This window comes from Acinetobacter apis (genome assembly GCF_900197575.1).
Taxonomy (GTDB): domain Bacteria; phylum Pseudomonadota; class Gammaproteobacteria; order Pseudomonadales; family Moraxellaceae; genus Acinetobacter; species Acinetobacter apis.
Window position 1 is genome coordinate 224,876 of record NZ_FZLN01000001.1, and the last position, 20,663, is coordinate 245,538.

The window sequence follows — 20,663 nt, forward strand, 5'->3', positions numbered from 1 at the left end:
AGGTGGCGTCATGGCAGGTAGTTTACTTCTACTATTAGATGATATTGCAACAGTAATGGATGATGTTGCATTAATGAGCAGAACAGCAGCACAAAAAACAGCAGGTGTATTGGGTGATGATCTTGCACTTAATGCACAGCAAGTTGCAGGTGTCAGTGCAGACCGTGAATTGCCTGTTGTTTGGAAAGTTGCCAAAGGCTCATTTGTGAATAAGCTGATTTTAGTGCCTGTGGCTTTATTGATCAGTATTTTTATTCCTTGGCTTATTACGCCGTTAATGGTTGTTGGTGGTTTGTTTTTATGTTTTGAAGGTGCAGAAAAAGTACTGCATATGTTTAGTAAACCACAAGCAAATGAGTCAGAAAAAGAAGAACTACCAACCGACTTAGCTGCTTATGAAAATGAAAAAGTCAAAGGTGCAATTCGAACAGACTTTATTTTATCAGCTGAAATTGTGGTCATTACTTTAGGTACTGTGGCTCAAGCCCCTTTACTTGATAAAGTATTGGTGGTCAGTTTAATTGCTATTGCGATGACAATTGGCGTGTATGGCTTGGTTGCATTGATTGTAAAGATTGATGACTTTGGTTTATACCTTAAGCAAAAGCAATCGGCATTTGCCCAAAAATTTGGCGGATTATTATTAGCATTTGCGCCAAAATTAATGAAAACGTTGTCTGTAGTAGGGACGATTGCCATGTTTTTAGTGGGCGGTGGTATCTTGGCACATGCTGTGCCTGCTGTAACCACATTCACAGAGCAAGGTGCTGATAAGTTTAATGACATTCCTAGTGTCGATTTAATTGTCAGCAGTTTATTGCCAACCTTAACCAATTTGGTTTTAGGTTTGGTTGCAGGTGTGATTGTGGTACTTGTTGTATCTTTGATCAAAAAAGTATTTAAAAAAGCTTAAATAATTTGATGTACAGGCAGTAGCAAAGTAGATGCTGCCTTTCATCATAAACATATAGAGTTATTTAGCCTAAGCAAATTAAATTAATTTTTGTAATGACAAAAATAAATAATAAAGGAAAAATAAATGCGCTGGAAAGATCGAAACGAAAGCAATAACGTTGAAGACCGTAGAGGCGGTGGTGGTATCAAAGCAGGTGGAATCAGTATTATTGGCTTGGTAGTGGCTTTTGTCGCATGGAAGTTTTTTGGTGTGAATCCACAACAAGCTTATCAAGTAACGCAGCAGGTTACATCACAATCCAATCAAACCCAACAACCTGTTCGTCAGCCAACCCAAGATGAAACTGAGGCGAAACGGTTTGTTTCAACAGTGCTTGCCGATACAGAAGAAACATGGACACAAGTTTTTAAAGAGCAAGGCAAAACATATACACCACCAAAATTGGTGTTATATACCGGTTCAACACAAACTGCATGTGGTGCAGGTCAAGCAGCGATGGGTCCTTTTTATTGTCCTGCCGATCAAAAAGTATATTTAGACACATCATTTTTTCGTGATATGAAGCTGAAAATGGGTATTGGTGGTGACCAAAGCCAAAGCACTGAATTGAGCCGAAAAGACCAAGCAGGTGACTTTGCTTTAGCATATGTGATTGCACATGAAGTCGGGCATCATGTACAAAATTTATTGGGTGTTTCAAAACAAGTTTATCGGTTACGCAGTCAATCAGATGAACGTACAGGCAATCAGCTTTCTGTACGACAAGAATTACAAGCGGATTGTTTTTCAGGTGTTTGGGCAAGACGCACTGATGAGCGTGTTAAATTTTTAGATCAAGGTGATATTGCTGAAGCGATGGATGCAGCAGAAAAAATTGGTGATGACTACTTACAAAAACGTGCCACAGGACAAATTGTGCCTGATAGCTTTACACATGGTACAAGTCAGCAGCGTATGCAGTGGTTTGACAGAGGCTTTCAATCAGGTGATATCACACGTTGTGATGCATTTAATACACAAATATAAATTGAATTTGATATAAATTTCGTCATGTTCTGCCAATAAAGTCACGTTATAATTGTTTAGATCATATCGCATAGAATATGGACGCTATGCGATTTCTTTCTTCACATGAATGATGAGTAGCTTATGGGCAATTATTTTATATTACAGCTGTTTACCGTAATCTTTGCGCTATCAATCGTCACCACTACATTTAATAAAAGGATTTTAGGGTTTCCGCAAGCGATTGGTGTACCAATCGTCTCAGCCTTGTTGGTATTTATTTTGCAATGGGGTGCGAGTTTATTAAATGGTAACCAATTTATTAATATTAATATTCATAATATTGAAAATGCAGTCCGCCATATCGACTTTTATGACTTTTTAATCAATGGCGTGATTTGTTTTATTCTAACGTCATCTGCACTAAAATTTAAAATATCAGATTTAAGAAATCATTGGAAACCTATCAGTATTTTAGCCAGTATTTCATTGGTTTTATGTGCTTTGCTGTTTGGCGGCATGTTATATAGCTTTCAATATTTACTTGGTAATACAGTACCAATTGTGGTGCTGTTACTGTTGGGGTCTGCACTAGGTGCCACAGATCCGATTGGCGTAAAAGGGGTATTAAGCTCCGTCAAAGCACCACATCATTTAATGGTCAAGCTTGAGGGCGAATCTTTATTTAATGATGCAATGTGTATTGCTGTGTTTATGACTTTGCTTAGCGTTATACAAGGCAATCATTTTACTTTTCTTGGTACAGTCAATTCATTTTTATATGAAACCACAGTAGCTGCCATTATTGGTATGGCATTTGGTTTTGGCACATTACGTGTAATGCGTGGTAAACATGAGCATGAATCTTTAATTTTATTGACAGCATTTTTAGCATCAGGCTCTTATCTTGTTGCATTATTTGCCCATGCTTCTGCACCGATTGCGTGTGTTATTGGCGGTTTAATTGTCGGTAACAAGTGGCAAGATGTGATCGGTGAGCAAGAGACAACTGAAATTAATCACTTTTGGCACACTGTTGAAGGCATTATTAATTCGTTTTTATTTACTTTAATTGGCTTAGAACTATTTATTTTAGATTTAAATGTACACATGATTTTAGGTGGTGTGGTTGCATTTATCATTTTGCATATATCACGTTTTGCAGCTAATTTTCTCTCTTTTTCATTTTTCCCATCATTTCGCAAAAAAAGTTATAACGGCAGTTTAACCATTATTAGTTGGGGCGGGGTACGTGGCGGTATTTCATTGGCATTGATTCTTGCGGTTGCCAACCATCCAGTACTGAGTCCTTATAGCAGTATTTTAATTGGCTATGCGTTTATTACGGTGCTGATGTCAGGTGTGGTGTGTGGTTTAGGGTTACCTGCGGTCATGAATGCGTTTTATCACAACCCCAACGAAGAGACCACAGGCTTTAAAGGTTGGTATCAACGTTTGTGTCATAAAATGAACAGAACGGGTGTGAAATACATTGTTGGTGAAGATGCAGACGGTCAAGAAATTATTGGTGTATATAATCCTGAACGTATTTTAGATGTGAAAGATGCAGATGGAATTGCAACACTCCATGACCCAAGTAAAATGGCAGAAGTGAATCAGTTAGAAAATCCCAATAATTTCTAATCTGATTCTAAATAAAGGTTGCATGAATACACTATTAAAAAAGCCAGCATCAATGCTGGCTTTTTTAACTTAAATTGAATTTATTTGATTGATTTAGGCAATTTATAAGCGACTAAAGCATCACTTACACCAGTACCCATAAAGTGATGACCGCCCGCCATAATGACTAAATATTGCTCGCCATTAATCGAATAAGTCATTGGTGTTGCTTGTCCGCCTGCAGGGAGAGTATCGCTCCACAATTCTTTACCTGTATGGATGTCAATTGCACGGATTTTATTGTCTGTGGTTGCTGCCACAAAAATTACACCGCCTGCTGTAACAATTGGACCACCATTGTTTGGCGTACCAATTTGGATTGGCATATGCGTTGCTAAACCAAATGGTCCATTACGCTCTGCACTACCTAAAGGATGCTGCCATAAAACAGATTTCGTTCTTAAATCAATTGCACTGATCATACCATATGGTGGTTCATTACATAGCATGCCTGTTGGACTCAGGAAGGCACTGATTTTCACGCCGTAAGGTGTATCTGCCATTGGACGACCAATACCTGGAACAGGTTTATAGTTTTTAGCATCCATTGACTGAAGACCTTCTTTATTTGCTTCAGCACGTGTAATTAGTTGAGCATACATCGGTGTGTTGTTCCAATTGGCAATAATCACACCACGATTACCATCATATGCATAACTGCCCCAATCGCTACCACCATTGTTGCCTGGATACATAATCCATGGTTTGTCTAAACTTGGTGGTGTATCAAAACCTTGATAATTGGCTTTACGGTATTTAATACGGCAAATCAATTGGTCAATCGGTGAAATACCCCACATTTTACTTTCAGTTAAGTCAGCAAACCCAAGACGTGGAATATCCACAGAAAATGGTTGTGTTGGTGAGCGTATATCATCTTTTACACCACCTGTAGTTGGCACTGGACGCTCTTCAACACGCGTTAACGGTTGGCCTGTTACACGGTTTAAAAGAAATGTTTGTCCAAGTTTTGTTGGTACCAGCATTGCAGGAACAGGTTGACCTGTACTGTCAGGGTAATCCATTAATGTAGGTTGTGAACCTAAATCTTGGTCCCAAACATCTTTATGCACGGTTTGGAATTTCCAACGTAAGTCACCTGTTTTTGCATCAATTGCAACCACAGCGGCATTAACAGCTTCCTCTTCAGGACTACGCATTGCGCTGTAATGGTCAGCTGCAGCATTACCCATTGGAATATAAACTAGACCAAGTTTTTCATCACTAACCATGGTTGCCCAAGAGTTTGGTGTACCACGGCTATATTCTTGACCTGCTTGTGGTTCAGCCTTGTCATGTGGACGCTTAACATCCCATGCCCATTTGAATTGACCTGTTTCAGCATCATAGCCACGAATCACACCAGATGGTGCCCAACGACGTTGGTTATCACGTACTTCATGATTGACCACAATGGTGTCATTAACGATAGTCACAGGCGAGGTCACAGAGACAAAACCAGGTACAGTTGGTCCTAGACCTGTCGTTAAGTCTGTTGTTCCGTTTTTACCAAAGTTATCACATGGTTTGCCTGTTTCTGTATCTAAGGCAATCAAACGCATATCTAGCGTACCTAACACAATACGGCTATGGCATGTTTGACCTAATGGTACAGTTTTAGATTCATAATAGGTTAAACCACGACATGCTGCTGTATATGGAATACTTTGATACGCAGTATGCGCATTAAATTTCCATGTTTCTTTGCCTGTCGCAGGATCTATACGGCTAATGTTGTTGGTTGCACTACAGACATATAAACCATTACCCACTTTAATCGGCGTATGTTCAGCAGCCCAAATGTCTTTCTTACCTTCAGGTGGTAAATCCCCTGTGTGATACACCCATGCACGTTCAAGATGAGATACATTGTCAGCGTTAATTTGTTTCAGTGGAGAGTAGCGAGTTGCGTTGGCATCTCGACCATAATATTTCCAATCTGAATCTGCTTGGGTTGGGTCGTTGGTATTTCCACTGGTAAGTGGTTGATCAGACAGTGGTTGTCCTGAGTTGTATTGGTTGTGTGGAATAAAAGCAAGAACCACAGCAATGACAAAACATAGACTGATAATACCCGTTAAAACATAAGATATTTTTTTGCTGAATCCTCGGCCAATGCGAGGAAGAAGCAAAGTGAGAATAAAGGCAAGTACCGCAAACAGCGCAAGCCGTGGTACCCAACCCCAAAAGCGATCACCTGTCTCAAAAATCGTCCAAACAATCGTTAAGACGAAAAATAAACCAAATAGCGCAGCACCTGCCAATTTATCTTTAAAAATTAAAACACCAGATGCAATCAGCGCAATCCCTGCAAGTACATAATACCAAGTGCCACCATAGTAAGACAGGTAAGCGCCAAGTATAAGTAAAGGGAGACCGATAATGATTAATATAATTGCAAATATCTTTGCAAAGATGAGATGACCTTTTGTTTTATTTATTTCCATATAACCCTCCAAAGAAACTCATATTATAGGAGCGCTTTCTTAAAAATTATTTAATCATACGATATAAAAAATCAAACGGTAAAAATTTACTCGCCATTAAAATATCTTGTTATTGTTATGATTAAATAAACTATAAGTTGGCGTTTTTGTGCGTATTGATGTGTATTTTGCCCTAATTTGTGATGCGATCGATCTTCACTGATCAACCTTATTTTTGAATCTAAATCATTATATGGAGAGTGCTGGTAATACTCAACGTAAACCTGCGGTTTAGCAGGTTTACGTAAGTTGAGATATTATTTTATTTGTGCAGGAAAGCCATCTTCGCTTAATGCATTTTGTAGGGTTTCAGCTGTAAGGTGTGATGTAACTTCAACTGTTTTTGTGTCTAAATGCACATTCACTGTGGCATGTTCATCAAGATCATGAATGATTGCTGTTACACCGCGTGCGCAGCCGCCACAAGTCATATTTGGAATTTCAAATAACATTTAATTTTCCTGATTGGTATAGAAACAATCAGTATAAACCTTACCTATTGGACAAGGTCAAGCCGTGTTTGATTTGTCAAATCTCTCGCTTGACTTTACCATTATGGCAGGGTTTAAGGTGTCCATAGTTTATTCAAGGAAACATTGATCATGGGTGCAAGTACACACCGTGTCGAGTTCACAATTCATGGCATGACCTGTGCCTCTTGTGTTGGACGAGTCGAAAAAGCATTAAAAAAAGCGGCTCCACAAGCAGATGTAAACGTGAATTTAGCCACAGAGCGGGCAGTGATTCAAGGTGATCACTTAAACGAGGCTGATTTAATCGCTGTGGTTAAAAAAACAGGCTATGACGTGATTCAGCCCAATAAAACCATTGAGTTACATATTTTAGGTATGACCTGCGCGTCGTGCGTTGGACGTGTTGAAAAAGCCTTACAAAAAGTTGAAGGTGTGATTTCTGTGCATATTAACCTTGCAACTGAAAAAGCAACCTTAACGTGTCAAGAAACTGTCACAGCACATCGCTTAGAACAGGTGGTGGAGCGTGCAGGCTATACTGCAACAGAAATTAAACAGCAAGTACCCTCTGACCGAAGTCAGCAAAAAGCCCATGAACGCCAACATTTAAAACGTGATTTATGGTGCGCAGTCTTATTTACCTTACCCATTTTTTTACTGGAAATGGGCAGTCATGTGTCACATGGTTTTGAATCATGGATTCATAGCCATTTAGGACAAACCTTGAATTGGAGCATTCAAGCTGTCTTAGCCACTTTGGTTTTAGTCATCCCTGGGCGTCGGTTTTATCAAAAAGGGATTCCTGCATTATTGCGTTTAGCACCTGATATGAACTCTTTGGTCTCAGTTGGTACACTCGCGGCATATGGCTTTTCAATGGTGGCACTGTTATTTCCAAGCGTATTGCCTGAACACACATTGCATGTTTATTTTGAAGCAGCTGCTGTGATTGTGACGCTTATTTTGTTGGGTCGATATTTTGAAGCCAAGGCCAAAGGTAAAACATCACAAGCCATTCAGCATTTAATTGGGCTTCAACCCAAAATGGCACGTGTCATTGCTGAAGATGGTACGGTGTCAGAAGTAGCAATTGATGCCATTCATACAGGCATGTTAATACAAATTCTGCCTGGACAGAAAATTGCAGTCGATGGTGTAGTAAATCAAGGACAAAGTTATGTAGATGAATCCATGATTACGGGTGAACCTTTGGCTGTGAAAAAACAATCTGGAAGCCGTGTGGTGGCAGGGACGGTGAATCAACAAGGACAATTAACTGTTTATGTTGATACTGCACAGCATGACACTGTGCTGTCCAAGATCATACAAATGGTTGAGCAGGCACAAGGCAGTAAGCTGCCTATACAAACTTGGGTAGACCGCATTACCACGTGGTTTGTTCCTGTGGTGATGTTGGCATCATTGATTACTTTTTTAATTTGGCTGATCTGGGGACCTGCACCAAGTTTATCTTTTGCTTTGGTAAATGCAGTTGCTGTGCTGATCATTGCTTGTCCTTGTGCTATGGGACTTGCCACACCAACATCAATTATGGTGGCAACAGGTCAGGGCGCAAAAATGGGTATTTTGTTTCGTAAAGGTGATGCTCTACAAAGTCTAAAAGAAGTCAAAGCGGTTGGGATTGATAAAACAGGTACCATTACTTTGGGGCAGCCTCAAGTAACACGGTTTACTGTGACGCCGTCTTTTCAAGCACAGCACGTTTTACAATATGTGGCATCGCTTGAACAATTTTCAGAACATCCGTTGGCATTGGCAATTTTAGATCGAGCCAAAGCTGAGAAGCTTGAGCTTTTAGCTGTAGAACACTTCATTACTGTCACTGGGCTAGGTATTCATGCCACCATCGATCAAATGAAAATACAGGTCGGCTCTGATCAGTTTATGTATACCTTAGGAATTGATATTCAACAATTTAAAACAGATGCTGAGCAAGACATCACCTCAGGAAAAACTGTAATTTATGTTGCGATTGATGGTGTGCTTGCTGCGATGTTTACTATTGCCGATGAAATTAAACCAAGCAGCTTTTCAGCCATTAAACAATTGCATGCGCTAGGCTTAAAGGTGGTGATGATTAGTGGTGACCAAGAAAAAACCGCACAAGCGATTGCAACGCAACTGGGGATTGATGATGTCATAGCAGGTGTCCGACCTGAAGGCAAATCTCAAGCCATCGAACAACTCCAAGCAAACTATGGCAAAGTGGCTTATATTGGTGACGGTATTAATGATGCGCCTGCATTAGCGGTTGCCGATGTAGGTATTGCCATTGGTACAGGTACAGATATTGCCATTGAATCTGCCGATGTGGTGTTAATGTCGGGTGATTTAGATGCTGCAATTGCCGCTATTGCACTGAGCCAAGCCACCATTAAAAATATTCAACAGAATTTATTTTGGGCATTTATTTATAATATTGCCTTAATTCCGATTGCTGCTGGTATTTTATATCCCCATTATCAAATTTCGTTATCCCCGATGCTTGCAGCATTTGCGATGGGCTTATCATCGGTATTTGTTTTAACCAATGCACTGCGGTTAACGCAATTCAAACCGCCAAGCTTAAAACATCAATAAGAGGTTGTTATGAATATTGGACAAGTTGCTAAGCAGGTCGGTTTTTCAGCCAAGATGATTCGTCATTACGAGTCAATTGGCTTATTACCTGAAATTGGACGAACAGATGCAGGGTATCGTATTTATACAGCACAACATATCCAAACATTGCTATTTATTACACATGCAAAATCATTACGCTTTTCATCTGAACAAATTAAAGGCTTACTGGCATTGTGGCAAAATAAAGACCGACAAAGTGCGCAGGTGAAAACATTGGCTTTGGCTCATATTGAACAGTTAAATCAGCAAATTATACAGCTCAAAAACATGGTATCTGTATTGGAACAAGTGACTTCGTGCTGTCAAGGCAATGAGCAAGCGCCGTGTCCTATTCTTGATAATTTAGAACAAGGGCTTGGAGCGGATCATAAATAAGATCTGATGGTGTGAATTTAAATCTTCGATTTCATGGCAAAAAAGGGCGTGTTTGCATGAAAAGTATACATACCTTGTCATCAATCTATGTATATAATAATGAAACAGTAAGAGCGGACTAGAGTGAGCTATGTTTCAACATGTTGAGCCTTATGCAGGCGACCCAATTTTATCATTAATGGAAAAATTTCAAAATGATACGCGTGAGAACAAAGTCAATCTAAGCATTGGCCTATATTATACTGAAGAAAGTATTGTTCCTCAGTTAAATGCAGTGAAAACAGCTGCTTTAGAGATTGGTCAACAAGTCGATAAAGCCAAACTCTATTTGCCAATGTCAGGTTTGAAAAGCTATTGTGATGCAACACAAGCATTGCTTTTAGGCGACAACAGCAAAGCACGTGCAGAAAACCGCGCAGTGACGATTCAAACATTAGGCGGTTCAGGCGCATTAAAAATTGGCGCAGACTTCTTAAAAAAATATTTTCCAACATCAAAAGTTTGGGTAAGTAAGCCAACATGGGAAAATCATATTGCGATTTTCCAAGGCTCAGGTTTTCAAACCGCAGAATATCCATACTTTGATCAAAACACCAACGGCGTTGCTTTTGATGCGATGTTGGATTGCTTAAAGCAAATTCCAAAGCATGATATTGTACTTCTTCACCCATGTTGTCATAACCCAACAGGTGCAGATTTATTGCCTGCACAGTGGGATCAAGTGATTGAAGTGTTACTTGAGCGTGAACTGATTCCATTCTTAGATATTGCATATCAAGGTTTTGCTGAAAGTTTAGATCAAGATGCTTATGCAATCCGTGCTTTAGACCAAGCAGGTGCAAGCTTTATTTTAAGCAACTCATATTCTAAAATTTTCTCGCTGTATGGCGAGCGTGTTGGTGGCTTAACAGTTGTTTCAAATAGTACTGAAGATGCCGACCATGTGTTTGGTCAGTTAAAAGCAACGGTACGCCGTGTGTATTCTAACCCGCCAACAACAGGTGCATTGCTTGTTAATAAAGTATTGAATGATGCTGCATTAAGAGCAGATTGGGAAAAAGAATTGGCTGAAATGCGTGAACGTATTTTAGCAATGCGTATTATTTTACGTGATGAGCTCGTTAAGCGCTTACCAAACAAAAACTTCGATTATTTGGTTGAACAAAACGGTATGTTTAGTTATACCGGTTTAACTGGCGAGCAAGCAGATCGTTTGCTTGAAGAACATGCCATTTATTTACTTCGCAGCGGCCGTATTTGTGTTGCAGGTTTAAATAAAAAGAATGTGTATTATGTTGCTGATGCGATTGCACAGGTTTTAGCTGACGCTTAATATCGTATTTAAAAAAAGGGCTACTGAATAAGTAGCCCTTTTTTATGGAACATTAAATCATTTGATCATCACTAAAAGGACGTTTTGGTGGCTGGCGCAATACAGCAGGATCTGCTTTGTAATACGGCGCTGTTGAACGTGGTTCTTTTTTACCACGCATCACATCTGCAATTTTCTCACCAATCATGATCGTGGTTGCATTTAAGTTGCCTGTGATAATAATTGGCATAATTGACGCATCAACCACACGTAAACCTTCTACACCGTGGACACGACCTTGATGGTCAACCACGGACATATCATCAACACCCATTTTACAACTACCACATGGGTGATAAGCAGTTTCTGCATGATTACGCACAAATTCATCAAGTTGTTCATCGGTGACAACATCTTTACCTGGGCTGATTTCTCGACCACGATATGGGTCAAGTGCAGGTTGATGCATAATTTCACGCGTTAAACGGATACAGTCGCGAAATTCTTGCCAATCTTGCTCTGTTGCCATGTAGTTAAACAAAATGCTTGGATGATCATGTGGATTGGTCGATGTAATACGAATTCGTCCACGAGATGGAGAACGCATTGAACCCACATGTGCTTGGAAGCCATGCTCTTGAACACCTTTCGAACCATTGTAGTTAATCGCCACAGGTAAGAAATGGTATTGAATATTTGGCCATTCAAATTCAGGGCGACTGCGAATAAATCCGCCCGCTTCAAACTGATTTGATGCACCAATACCTGAACCTAAGAACATCCATTCTGCACCAATTTTTGGTTGATTATGCATTTGCAGAGCAGGGTAGAGGGACACAGGCTGTTTAGATGCATATTGCAAATAAAGCTCTAAATGGTCTTGCAAATTTTCACCAACACCTGGTAATTCATGCACAACAGGAATATTAAACTCATCAAGCAATGCTTTTGAGGCAATACCTGAGCGTTGTAAAATTTGCGGTGATGCAATAGTTCCCGAGCTGATAATGACTTCACGGCGCGCATTAACCACAACAGGTGTTGTATTATCACCATGTAGATATTGCACACCAATGGCTTTTTTGCCTGAAAATAAAACTTTATCCGTTGCAGCATGTGTCACGATGGTTAAGTTTTTACGCTGTTTTGCTGTATCTAAATAACCGCGTGCTGTACTTGAACGACGGCCTTTTTTGGTTACTGTACGGTCCATCGGGCCAAAGCCTTCTTGCTGATAACCATTTAAGTCATCAGTACGTGGATAGCCTGCTTCAACACCTGCATCAATCATGGCCTTGAATAAAACATTATTGCCTTCTTTCGGTGTGGTAACGCTGACAGGACCCTCACCACCATGGTAGTCATTTGGTCCGATATCACGCGTTTCTGCTTTACGATAATATGGTAAGCAGTCAGCATAAGTCCAATCTTCTAAGCCTGGCAGTTTTGCCCAACCATCTAGATCCATAGCATTGCCGCGGATATAGCACATACCATTAATCAGAGATGAGCCACCTAAACCTTTACCACGACCACATTCCATACGGCGATTATTCATATGGGGTTCTGGATCTGTTTCATACGCCCAATTATAACGGCGACCTTGTAATGGAAAGGCAAGGGCAGCTGGCATTTGGGTACGAAAATCTGCACGATGGTCAGGGCCACCTGCTTCGAGTAATAAAACGCTGGTATTTGCATCTTCGGTGAGTCGAGCTGCCAAGACATTGCCTGCAGAACCTGCACCTACAATAATATAGTCGTATTCTTGATTTGCCATAATGTGTTTATATCCTTCATTGTTTGGGAGACATCTATCAGCATGTGCAATCAAATGGATTGCACATGAAGTATTGCTTGAAATACCTTAGAAGATAGATTGATACTCACCCAATTCAATTTGTACTGATTTCACACGGGTATAGTGTTGTAAAGTCGATAAGCCGTTTTCACGACCGACACCAGATTGTTTATAACCACCGACAGGCATTTCCGCAGCAGATTCACCCCATGTATTTACCCAGCAGATGCCGGCTTCAATTTGATGAATAATACGGTGTGCACGCGTGATATTTTCAGTTACCACCCCTGCTGCTAAGCCAAACACGGTGTCATTTGCACGGCGAATAACTTCTTCTTCAGTCTCATACGTGAGAATGCTTAAGACTGGACCAAAGATTTCATCTTTCACAATGTCCATGTCATCTGTACAGTCAGTGAAAATAGTTGGTTCAACATATGCACCTTGTGCAAATTCAGGCTGCTGTGCACGTTGACCACCTGTTAACAATGTCGCACCTTGCGCTTTTCCTTTCTCAAGGTATGACAATACTTTGTCTAAATGAGCAAAGCTCACCAAAGGACCCATGTTGGTGTCTGCATCAAATGGGTTGCCCAATTTAATTTTTTCGACACGCTTTAATAATGCTTGCTCAAAATCTGCTTTTAATGATTTTGGTACAAAGACACGTGTACCATTGGTACAAACTTGACCTGTACTGAAAAAGTTAGCCATCATTGCAATATCTGCTGCACGGTCTAGATTAGCATCATCACAAATAATAAGCGGTGACTTGCCGCCAAGCTCCATAGTGACTTCTTTTAAAGAAGAACTCGCTGCAGATGACATAACTTTTTTGCCGGTTGGCACTGAACCTGTAAAAGAAATTTTTTCAATGACAGGATGTGCAGATAATAATGCACCCACTTCGCCTAAACCTTGAACAACGTTAAATACACCATCTGGGACACCAGCTTCGGTATAGATTTCTGCCAATTTAAAAGCAGTTAATGGGGTAACTTCACTTGGTTTGAAAATCATTGCATTGCCTGCTGCTAAAGCAGGTGCAGATTTCCAAAGTGCGATTTGAATTGGATAATTCCATGCACCAATGCCTGCGACAACACCTAATGGTTCACGACGAGTATAGAAAAAACTACTGTCACGTAGTGGAACTTGTGTACCTTCAATGGCAGTGGCAAGTCCTGCATAATATTCAAGGACATCGGTTCCGGTGACAATATCAACCGTTGATGTTTCAGAAAATGCTTTACCAGAATCTGTACTTTCAATTTTTGCAAGCTCATCATTACGTTCACGTAATAAATCGACTGCACGACGCAAAATACGAGCGCGTTCAACAGCTGTCATAGCTGCCCAAACTTTTTGTCCAGCTTGTGCACTTTCAACAGCATGATTAATGTCTTGCTCAGATGCGATTTGAACTTGGGCAATGACTTCGCCATTGGCAGGATTAACGGTATCAAACGTTTGACCACTGGTTGCTTCAACATATTTACCATGAATATAAAGGGGATGTACTGGTACATGACTCATTATGAATTCTCCTGCAACTCTTGATATAAGTGAATTTGTGTATTTAGATAGTTATAGGCAATCAAACGTGATTGCTCGACATCAAAATGGTCTTGGCGACCCATTAAACTTGCTCGTAACCATAACCCATCAATCAATGCAGCCAAGCCATGCGCTGCAATGTTTGCTTGTGGTTCTGGAATAAGCTTTAAAAAGTGATATTTCAAATTTGAATAAGAACGTTGGTCATTGATTCTTTGTAAACGACCTAATTCAGGGGTGTGCATACTTGCAGTCCAAAATTCAAGCCATAAACGCATGGCTTTGGCATTGGTTTGACTGCTATCAAAATTTGAATCAATGATTGCTTTAATTAGATCAACTGGGTTCTGACTGACTTTTGCTTTATATTGTTCAGTCTGAGTACGCAGTTCATTAAGCATGCCACGCATACAGGCATTAATTAAGCCTTGTTTGTCACCAAAATAGTGGCTGACAATACCTGTCGATAAACCAGCTTGTTTCGCAATTTTTGCAATCGTTGTATTGGTTAAACCAATGTTATAAATCACATCAAATGCGGCATCAATAATTTGTTCACGACGGATATGTTCAGGTTTCACTCGGCTCATATTCATAAAATGCTTTGTTTCAAATAACGATGAAGACATCTATACATCAGATGATTTATTGTAATTATCCTAACACCCATTGATTGAACGTTCAATCAATGGGTGTTGTAACTGTGTAAAAAAAGCACAGTATTCTGTGGTTAGACGAGCTTTAAAAACAAGCTTGGTCTAATCTTTGTATATATTTTATTCACCCTAAGACCAAATGAATAGAACATTTAAATGAGATTACGTCTCAATTTATAGTAACTTCTGTAACATGATTTAAAATAAAAGGGTATAACATAAGATGTACAGATAGACTTTGGGAGATCAAGCCAATCCATAACTTGGGAAGTAATATTGAAATATTCAGTGCAATATAAATATAAAAATAGATAATTATATTAAAAACAAATATTTAAAATTAAATTATGAGGCGAAAATGAATAATAGTTGGTTACTTATTGTACATATAATTTTTGATATTTTGGACATAAGTCACGAGTGTGATAAGTTTGGCCAATTCTTACCACCAAAACATCTCAATCATTAATGTGTTTTACAGACCAAGAGACCTTTTAGTCTAGGTCCGTGTCGATTGATTTGATGCAATAAAAAATGGCCGAATATGGCTTTCCTAAAGCCCTCTTTTATTTTAATTGAAGATGAAAAGAGGCGTTAATCGATCAGATAGCACGGCAAGATGACCGTGTTTTATAGTGAGCATAAAGTCAAGCACGGTTTTAGGCGGCTAAGACTTCATTGTATGCATGAATTGTCTGATCACTTATGAATAAAGAGGATTGTATGAGTCAAAATAACTCCTCAAATAGTAACAAGGCGATGCCAGCAAAAGATCAACTGAATCATACGGTGTTTTATGTTTCAGCAGGATTGGTACTGGCATTTTCTTTGTTGACTATTTTTTTTAATGCACAAGCAACAGCGATCCTAGATGCTGTGGTGAATTGGGTATCATCGAGTTTCGGTTGGTATTATTTTGCAATTGCCACGACATATATAGTATTTGTGATCTCTATTGCTTGTTCACGATATGGGGACATTAAACTCGGACCAAAACATTCTAAACCTGAGTTTAGTATGCTGAGTTGGGCATCGATGTTATTCGCTGCTGGTATTGGTATTGATTTGATGTTTTTCTCGGTTGCAGAACCGATTACACAGTATATGAATCCGCCAACAGGACCGGGTCAAACCATTGAAGCTGCACGTCAAGCAATTAATCTCACCATTTTTCACTATGGTCTGACCGGTTGGTGTATGTACGCTTTGGTCGGTATTGCATTAGGATACTTTTCTTATCGCTATAATTTACCTTTAACGATTCGCTCAGCACTGTATCCAATTTTTGGTGACAAAATTAATGGTGTTATTGGTCATTTGGTTGATATTGCCGCGATTTTGGGTGCAATTTTTGGTTTAGCAACCACCTGTGGTATTGGTGTGGTTCAACTCAACTATGGCTTAACCACATTATTTGGTATTCAAGAGGGGCTAGGTGTTCAGTCTTGGCTGGTTGTTTTTGCAGTTGTTATTACCATTATTTCTGCAACAACAGGCGTCGATAAAGGGGTTAAGTTCTTTGCAGAGTTAAATGTTTATTTTGCAATTGGCTTGTTGCTGTTTATTTTATTTTTAGGCGATACCACCTTTCTACTGAATTCTTTTGTCTTAAATATTGGCGATTATATTAGTCGTTTTCCATCTATGACTTTAGATACCTTTGCCTATCATCAAAATGAAGGTCCTGCCACCAGTCAATGGTTAAAAGATTGGACGCTATTTTTCTGGGCATGGTGGGTTGCTTGGTCACCTTTTGTTGGCTTATTTTTGGCTCGAATTTCACGAGGACGTACAATTCGTGAGTTTGTTATTGGAACACTGATTATCCCGTTACTGTTTACCATTGCATGGTTATCTATCATGGGCAACAGCGCTTTATATCAAGTGATTCATGGCAATTTACAGTTTGCACAAGAAATTTTAGCAAAACCTGAGCTTGGATTTTATAAGTTACTGTCTTTTTACCCTTGGTTTTCATTTACAGCAGTTTTGGCATTTATTACAGGACTATTGTTTTATGTGACTTCTGCCGACTCTGGTGCCATTGTGCTTGGTAGTTTTTGTTATAAGCTAAAAGATGTTAACAGTGATGCACCCAATTGGATTCGTATTTTCTGGTCTGTTGTGATTGGTTTATTGACCATTGCAATGCTGATGTCTAACGGAATCAGTAGTTTGCAAAAAGCAACGGTGATTATGGGCTTACCATTTAGTTTTGTCATGATTTTTGTCATGATCGGGATTTTAAAATCACTGCGGCTTGAAGATTACCGTAATCAAAGTACATCATTAAATGCTGCACCTGTGGTGGGTAATGTTGATATTTTGAATTGGAAACAACGTTTGTCTCGTGTTATGCATCATCCTGGGCGTAAAAACACAGTCGATATGTTGAATAAAACGTGCCAACCTGCGCTTGAAGAAGTGATGAAAGAGCTTAAAAGCAAAGGTGTTGAAGTCAGTATGACGGTCAGCCCAATGACTGAAGAGCTTGATGCTGAGTTATATCATATTGATTTAACAGTGGGTTTAAATGAAGAGCAGAATTTCATTTACCAAATTTGGCCACAACGTTATCATGCGCCTGAATTTAGCCGTCGTAGTCAGCTTGGCAATACATATTATTACCGTTTAGAAACTTTCTTATTTGAAGGAAGCCAAGGCAATGACTTGATGGGTTATAGCAAAGAGCAAGTGATTAATGATGTACTTGATAAATACGAGCGACATCTTACATTCTTGCATTTGAACCGTGAAACAACAGCAGGTAAAACGCTGAGCTTTCCAGATCCAAACGATTCTTGATGAGTAATACAATATGCTGACACCATATATCCATTCTTTTGCATTGTTATTTGCATTGCTGAATCCCTTCTTAATGAGCATTTATATGGTCGGGATGATACGTAATACAGATGCAAAAATATTTAACAAAGCACTCATTCAAGGCAGTTTAATTGCTTATGGTGTGTTTGTGTTTTTCGCATGGGGTGGTGAGACGATATTTAATACCTATTTAAATGTACGTTTTGAATCGTTTCAAATATTTGGTGGCATCATATTCTTAGTGATTGGTTATCGTTATGTGTTCCAAGGTGCAGATACAATTGGTGAAATTCGTGCTGCACCAGAACATTTAGCAGGAACAGTCGCCATGCCATTCATGATTGGGCCTGGTACCATCAGTGCTGCTGTTGTAATGGGCATGGAAATTAAAATTTGGGGTGCGATTGCTGTTTTAGCAGTGACTTTGACGCTAACGTCGTCAATTCTAATTTTAATGAAGTTTTTGCATGATAACTTGCGGTATAAGCATGCAAAGTATGTGGATTATTATTTTGATATTGTTGGTCGTCTATCTGCACTGCTGATTGGCACCATTGCTATTGATATGATTGTGACAGGTGTGACCCGACTTGTACAAAATAGTGGTGTTACGCCTCTGTAAATGATCAACTATTGTCTTTTATTTCTGCGAATGCTGCATGAAGTGCTGAAACAATATTCAATTGAATCATTTCTTTGCAATTTCGCTTGATCATTTAGATAAAGATTTATATGATACCGCACATGGAAGCGTGGCAGAGCGGTTTAATGCACCGGTCTTGAAAACCGACGAGGGTTTACCCCCTCCGTGAGTTCGAATCTCACCGCTTCCGCCAAATTCAAAAGCCCTGACAAGAGTCAGGGCTTTTTTTATGCATTATTGAAATTAATTTTTGAATTTCAATAATGCAGTTGTTCCTTGTCCTTTTAAAGAGTCAAAAGACAATTGCCATCCATAGTGGTGACAAATTTTTAAGGTTAGATCAATCCCAATGCCACTTTTAGATGATGTGCCATTACGTGCCATTTGGGTATATAGCGCACAGATTTCTTGTGCTGTCATTCCATGCCCAGGGTCATCAATAATAAAAGTATGCTTGTAATAGGAAAGGGTGATGGTTCCGCGGTCGCTATTTTCAATGGCGTTTCTGAGTAAATTACCTAAGGTCACTTTAAGTAATTGTGGTGGCGCTTTAATATAGATCGAAGATTTAATTTCATTGATAATGGTCAATTCTTTGTTCCGACATAAATGCGAATGGTCTTCAATGATTAATGGGATTTCTTCAGCTAAATCCATATTTTCAGCATAGGTGTCTAGTTTTTCTTTATTGCGACTTAAAAATAATAACATTGCAGTCAGTTCTTCCATTTCATGCGTAATACGACTCACGCGTTTGAGATGGTGCATGATTTGCGGACTGGTTTCGGGATGCTTTAACACAATTTCCATGGCGCCTGAAATTGCAGAAATCGGTGTTCTCAGTTCGTGACTTGCAATTTCAAAGAACTCTTTTTCTTTATTCACAAATTGTTGAGACTTTTCAACAAATTTATTGATTTCATTGACCAAAATAGCAGATTCATCAAATTTATCTGCTGCATCATGTTTAATTTTTAATTGCCCATGGTCAGGTGAAACTTTGGATAAGCCTTGTGCAATTTCAAGTAATGGATTGATTAAACGATTCAACTGATGATAGGTAATGATCGTAATTAATATCACCGCAAGGATGGTCAGTAACAAGGTGAATAAAATAATGCTGTATTCATGCCGAACAATTTTGGTGATGTTAATCGCTACAACTTGCTTGTATTGTGGTGATTCGATGACTCGAATCATATAGGCTTGATCTTTATATTTTACTTTTTCATAAGTGCCTGGGTTTAGACGGTTAAACTCTTCAGGAATATGTTCGCCATTTTGATTATCAAACCATAGAACTTTTTTAGATGATATTTTTTTATGTTGGAGTTGTTGGTGAAAATGTTCAATTTCTAAATTGAGCAGTTTGTCCCAAATTAATTCTTTTAAATGGTCATTCATCATAAAGCCATTTAAACCTATCGCAAGGCTTAATAGGCATGTATAAGTAATTAACGTGACTAAAATACGTTTTTTTAAATTCAGCGTTTTTGGCATATGAAGTGCCTTTTACGCGACAGCATCATCAATGATTTGATAGCCAATTTTATGCCTTGTTTTTAAGAGTTTAGTTGGAAATTTGGCATCAATTTTTTTGCGTAATTCATACATGTGCATTCTTAATAAATCTTTATCAGGTGGGTTATCGCCCCACAGCGTGAACTCTAAACGTTCTTTAGTGACAATATTGGGACTTTCGCGCATCAGTAACGCTAAAATTTTACGTTCTGCAGCATATAAATGAATGGCTTCTGATTGACGGAATACTTCATTGGTCAGGATATTAAATTGCAAATCTGCAACTTCTAAAATGGTTTTTTTGCCAATCGATCTATTATGTAAGGCAATAATTCGTGCTTCTAATTCTTCTAAAGAAAATGGTTTGGTCAGGTAATCATCTGAACCTGCTGCAAAACCCTGCAGTTTATCAGACAAGTCAGTTTTTGCAGTGAGCATGATGACAGGGGTGGTTGTACCTTCTGCACGAAGCTGTGTTAAAAAATCTAAGCCACTGATTTTTGGCAACATCCAATCTAATATAATAATATCGTAGTGATTATCCTCACATAACCGAAGTGCGGTTGTAACATCTTGAGCTGCATCTAAGATGTATTCCTTTTGGTCAAAAAATGCAAAGATATTGGTAATTAAGTCGATATGATCATCAACCACTAATATTCTCATTTTCTTCACACTCCTGAATCATTGATAAAAATGCACCGATTTGGGTCTTTGCAATATAGCACATCCTATCGGCATCTTGATTGATTTAAAAAGCATGATA

The 20,663-nt window shown here is 39.0% G+C and carries 15 protein-coding genes and 1 tRNA gene; 9 read left to right on the top strand and 7 right to left on the bottom strand.

What is annotated here, in order from left to right; genetic code table 11:
- Window positions 1-10: 10 nt before the first annotated feature.
- From CFY84_RS01000 to CFY84_RS01010, 3 genes are all read left to right on the top strand, one after another.
- Window positions 11-913, top strand: a complete 903-nt coding sequence (locus tag CFY84_RS01000; protein WP_088823351.1) for a DUF808 domain-containing protein — start codon at window positions 11-13, stop codon at window positions 911-913.
- A 126-nt stretch (window positions 914-1,039) separates the two neighbouring features.
- Window positions 1,040-1,942 carry a KPN_02809 family neutral zinc metallopeptidase gene (gene ypfJ, locus CFY84_RS01005; protein WP_088822289.1) on the top strand — a complete coding sequence of 301 codons (903 nt, stop codon included), beginning with the start codon at window positions 1,040-1,042 and terminating at the stop codon, window positions 1,940-1,942.
- Window positions 1,943-2,065: 123 nt separating this feature from the next.
- Window positions 2,066-3,565 carry a cation:proton antiporter gene (locus CFY84_RS01010; protein WP_088822290.1) on the top strand — a complete coding sequence of 500 codons (1,500 nt, stop codon included), beginning with the start codon at window positions 2,066-2,068 and terminating at the stop codon, window positions 3,563-3,565.
- Window positions 3,566-3,645: 80 nt separating this feature from the next.
- On the opposite strand, the gene CFY84_RS01015 is transcribed toward CFY84_RS01010, so the two are convergent.
- Both CFY84_RS01015 and CFY84_RS01020 read right to left on the bottom strand, forming a co-directional pair.
- Entirely contained in the window at window positions 3,646-6,051 is a 2,406-nt protein-coding gene (locus tag CFY84_RS01015; protein WP_088822291.1) for a membrane-bound PQQ-dependent dehydrogenase, glucose/quinate/shikimate family, read from the bottom strand.
- 296 nt (window positions 6,052-6,347) lie between these two features.
- Window positions 6,348-6,542 carry a heavy-metal-associated domain-containing protein gene (locus tag CFY84_RS01020; RefSeq protein ID WP_088822292.1) on the bottom strand — a complete coding sequence of 65 codons (195 nt, stop codon included), beginning with the start codon at window positions 6,540-6,542 and terminating at the stop codon, window positions 6,348-6,350.
- A 150-nt stretch (window positions 6,543-6,692) separates the two neighbouring features.
- On the opposite strand from CFY84_RS01020, the gene CFY84_RS01025 reads away from it, so the two are divergent.
- The 3 genes from CFY84_RS01025 (at window position 6,693) to CFY84_RS01035 (ending at window position 10,914) form a co-directional block, all read left to right on the top strand.
- Entirely contained in the window at window positions 6,693-9,164 is a 2,472-nt protein-coding gene (locus tag CFY84_RS01025) for a heavy metal translocating P-type ATPase (protein ID WP_088822293.1), read from the top strand.
- Window positions 9,165-9,173: 9 nt separating this feature from the next.
- Window positions 9,174-9,581: a Cu(I)-responsive transcriptional regulator gene (gene cueR / locus CFY84_RS01030; RefSeq protein WP_088822294.1), complete on the top strand. Its 408-nt coding sequence runs from the start codon at window positions 9,174-9,176 to the stop codon at window positions 9,579-9,581.
- Window positions 9,582-9,711: 130 nt separating this feature from the next.
- Window positions 9,712-10,914, top strand: coding sequence for an amino acid aminotransferase (locus CFY84_RS01035; protein ID WP_088822295.1), 1,203 nt, complete (start codon window positions 9,712-9,714; stop codon window positions 10,912-10,914).
- Between the two features lie 52 nt (window positions 10,915-10,966).
- Here the strand turns inward: CFY84_RS01035 and betA are convergent, their stop codons facing one another.
- From betA to betI, 3 genes are all read right to left on the bottom strand, one after another.
- Window positions 10,967-12,673, bottom strand: a complete 1,707-nt coding sequence (gene betA / locus CFY84_RS01040) for a choline dehydrogenase (protein ID WP_088822296.1) — start codon at window positions 12,671-12,673, stop codon at window positions 10,967-10,969.
- Window positions 12,674-12,760: 87 nt separating this feature from the next.
- Window positions 12,761-14,230: a betaine-aldehyde dehydrogenase gene (betB, locus tag CFY84_RS01045; RefSeq protein ID WP_088822297.1), complete on the bottom strand. Its 1,470-nt coding sequence runs from the start codon at window positions 14,228-14,230 to the stop codon at window positions 12,761-12,763.
- Entirely contained in the window at window positions 14,230-14,847 is a 618-nt protein-coding gene (betI, locus tag CFY84_RS01050; RefSeq protein ID WP_088823352.1) for a transcriptional regulator BetI, read from the bottom strand. Before betI ends, betB begins: the two co-directional genes overlap by 1 nt.
- A gap of 783 nt (window positions 14,848-15,630) precedes the next feature.
- Between betI and betT the strand changes: the two genes are divergently transcribed.
- The 3 genes from betT to CFY84_RS01065 all read left to right on the top strand — a co-directional run bounded on the left by betT (window position 15,631) and on the right by CFY84_RS01065 (window position 18,569).
- Window positions 15,631-17,712, top strand: a complete 2,082-nt coding sequence (gene betT / locus CFY84_RS01055) for a choline BCCT transporter BetT (protein ID WP_228149568.1) — start codon at window positions 15,631-15,633, stop codon at window positions 17,710-17,712.
- 13 nt (window positions 17,713-17,725) lie between these two features.
- Complete coding sequence (locus tag CFY84_RS01060; protein ID WP_088822299.1) at window positions 17,726-18,355, top strand: MarC family protein; 630 nt, start codon at window positions 17,726-17,728, stop codon at window positions 18,353-18,355.
- A 124-nt stretch (window positions 18,356-18,479) separates the two neighbouring features.
- A tRNA-Ser gene (locus tag CFY84_RS01065) sits at window positions 18,480-18,569 on the top strand.
- A 50-nt stretch (window positions 18,570-18,619) separates the two neighbouring features.
- On the opposite strand, the gene CFY84_RS01070 is transcribed toward CFY84_RS01065, so the two are convergent.
- Together CFY84_RS01070 and CFY84_RS01075 are read right to left on the bottom strand one after the other, a co-directional pair.
- Entirely contained in the window at window positions 18,620-19,876 is a 1,257-nt protein-coding gene (locus tag CFY84_RS01070) for a sensor histidine kinase (protein WP_088822300.1), read from the bottom strand.
- A gap of 12 nt (window positions 19,877-19,888) precedes the next feature.
- The gene (locus tag CFY84_RS01075; protein WP_088822301.1) at window positions 19,889-20,563 is read right to left on the bottom strand and encodes a response regulator transcription factor; all 675 of its coding nucleotides are present in this window, start codon (window positions 20,561-20,563) and stop codon (window positions 19,889-19,891) included.
- Between the last annotated feature and the right edge of the window lie 100 nt (window positions 20,564-20,663).

Coding starts and splice junctions, on each gene's coding strand:
- CFY84_RS01075 (WP_088822301.1), bottom strand. CDS start 20,563: ATGAGAATATTAGTGGTTGATGATCATATCGACTTAATTACCAATATC.
- CFY84_RS01035 (WP_088822295.1), top strand. CDS start 9,712: ATGTTTCAACATGTTGAGCCTTATGCAGGCGACCCAATTTTATCATTA.
- CFY84_RS01025 (WP_088822293.1), top strand. CDS start 6,693: ATGGGTGCAAGTACACACCGTGTCGAGTTCACAATTCATGGCATGACC.
- CFY84_RS01015 (WP_088822291.1), bottom strand. CDS start 6,051: ATGGAAATAAATAAAACAAAAGGTCATCTCATCTTTGCAAAGATATTT.
- ypfJ (WP_088822289.1), top strand. CDS start 1,040: ATGCGCTGGAAAGATCGAAACGAAAGCAATAACGTTGAAGACCGTAGA.
- betI (WP_088823352.1), bottom strand. CDS start 14,847: ATGAATATGAGCCGAGTGAAACCTGAACATATCCGTCGTGAACAAATT.
- CFY84_RS01000 (WP_088823351.1), top strand. CDS start 11: ATGGCAGGTAGTTTACTTCTACTATTAGATGATATTGCAACAGTAATG.
- CFY84_RS01070 (WP_088822300.1), bottom strand. CDS start 19,876: ATGCCAAAAACGCTGAATTTAAAAAAACGTATTTTAGTCACGTTAATT.
- betB (WP_088822297.1), bottom strand. CDS start 14,230: ATGAGTCATGTACCAGTACATCCCCTTTATATTCATGGTAAATATGTT.
- betT (WP_228149568.1), top strand. CDS start 15,631: ATGAGTCAAAATAACTCCTCAAATAGTAACAAGGCGATGCCAGCAAAA.
- CFY84_RS01020 (WP_088822292.1), bottom strand. CDS start 6,542: ATGTTATTTGAAATTCCAAATATGACTTGTGGCGGCTGCGCACGCGGT.
- CFY84_RS01060 (WP_088822299.1), top strand. CDS start 17,726: ATGCTGACACCATATATCCATTCTTTTGCATTGTTATTTGCATTGCTG.
- betA (WP_088822296.1), bottom strand. CDS start 12,673: ATGGCAAATCAAGAATACGACTATATTATTGTAGGTGCAGGTTCTGCA.
- cueR (WP_088822294.1), top strand. CDS start 9,174: ATGAATATTGGACAAGTTGCTAAGCAGGTCGGTTTTTCAGCCAAGATG.
- CFY84_RS01010 (WP_088822290.1), top strand. CDS start 2,066: ATGGGCAATTATTTTATATTACAGCTGTTTACCGTAATCTTTGCGCTA.